Source organism: Thermogutta sp. (assembly GCF_039793925.1).
In the GTDB taxonomy this organism is placed as follows: domain Bacteria; phylum Planctomycetota; class Planctomycetia; order Pirellulales; family Thermoguttaceae; genus Thermogutta.
Window position 1 is genome coordinate 1 of record NZ_JBAMME010000135.1, and the last position, 1234, is coordinate 1234.

General features: G+C 56.2%; 2 protein-coding genes. One reads left to right on the forward strand and one right to left on the reverse strand.

Annotated features, from left to right (window positions below; translation table 11 throughout):
* Positions 1 to 262, reverse strand: a 262-nt coding sequence (locus tag ABJK56_RS05670; RefSeq protein ID WP_347243697.1) for a hypothetical protein, incomplete at its 3' end; no start/stop codon positions are given.
* A gap of 270 nt (positions 263 to 532) precedes the next feature.
* Here ABJK56_RS05670 and ABJK56_RS05675 point away from each other — a divergent pair.
* Positions 533 to 1234 (forward strand): hypothetical protein (locus ABJK56_RS05675; RefSeq protein ID WP_347243698.1); only part of this gene is annotated, 702 nt, incomplete at its 3' end.

Sequence of the window (1234 nt, forward strand, 5' to 3'; positions counted from 1 at the left end):
GCAGCGAAGCCAGCTGCAGAACGACTGGATCATCCCTATAGTCTACCACGGCCACTGGTCCATTGAACTTCAGCGCTTCCTCGAGCGATTCCCTCTCGTCATCGTGGAACAATGCGTCGGAGAAGACTATGAGCATCTCGTACCCTCTGAGAAGACCGGGCCCCTGTTTCCTCAGCGCATCGGAAGATATGAGCGTCAGGCAACTGTTTGCCAGCAGATCGCTCCTGAGGAGCCAGTGCCCCGTATTGTATTTACTGGCCACAAGCGCTACCTGAGGAGCGCCCAATGCTGGACGGCTCGCGCTGGCGCAATTTAAGTCATTCACATGCCCTCGACGCAGCGATGTAACTTTGTGGAGCACCGTTTAAGGAGTGCCGCTCCGCGAATCTCTGGCCGAGCAACTGAGGAATCTGACTTGAGAGCCCGTCCAGAGCGCAGCGCTCGCGGGCGCGCATCGCGGGCTGCCCGAGGTTCGAGGAATGGAAGGGGCCGCAAATCTCATAGATTCACGCGAGTGAACACGCAGGCGGGCATGGTCATAGCCTACCTCACCCTGGCAGACAATCTTTCGGGCGGCAATCTCAGGGTGCTGCAGATAGCTAGGCAGCTGCGTAATAAAAATGACGTAACTTTCGCGGTACCTGCCGATAAATTAAATAAACTTAGGGGTGAAATTGAGAATTATTTCCCAGAGCTACTATCGGTAGTAGAGAATTTCCACCCATTGCCGGTGAATTCTTACGCGCTCTCGGGAGCGCTCGATTATTACAGGTTCGCCTCCAAGCTCGTTGAATCTGCGCTGCAAACTCTTAGACCAGATATGATCTACTTTGCACATGAAAACCTCTTCGTCATATCAGCGCTGAGGCTCAGTGGCGCTAAGTGGAGCGCGCTATTTCAACTGGTGCCCGCTGTGTACAACCTCGTGACGGATTACAGAGGGCCATCGAGCCTGCGCGAGAACTACAGGCTCATAATGGACGCCGATTTGTCGGCGATCGGAGGATGGAAGATTTACGCGAAGGTGCTGCTGCTGAGGTGGGCATTGGGGGACAAGAAGGTGCTCAGCGTCTCCCGCTCAATAGCGGAGGATCTCCGCAGGCTCGGCGTCAGGGCAGACGTGAGGATCCCCCGGCCGCAGAACGCCGCCGAGGACTGCAGGTCGGGTCCCGCGAGAGGGAGGGATATAGACGTGCTATTCAGCACCAGAGCGGTGAGGGAAAAGGGGGTTTTC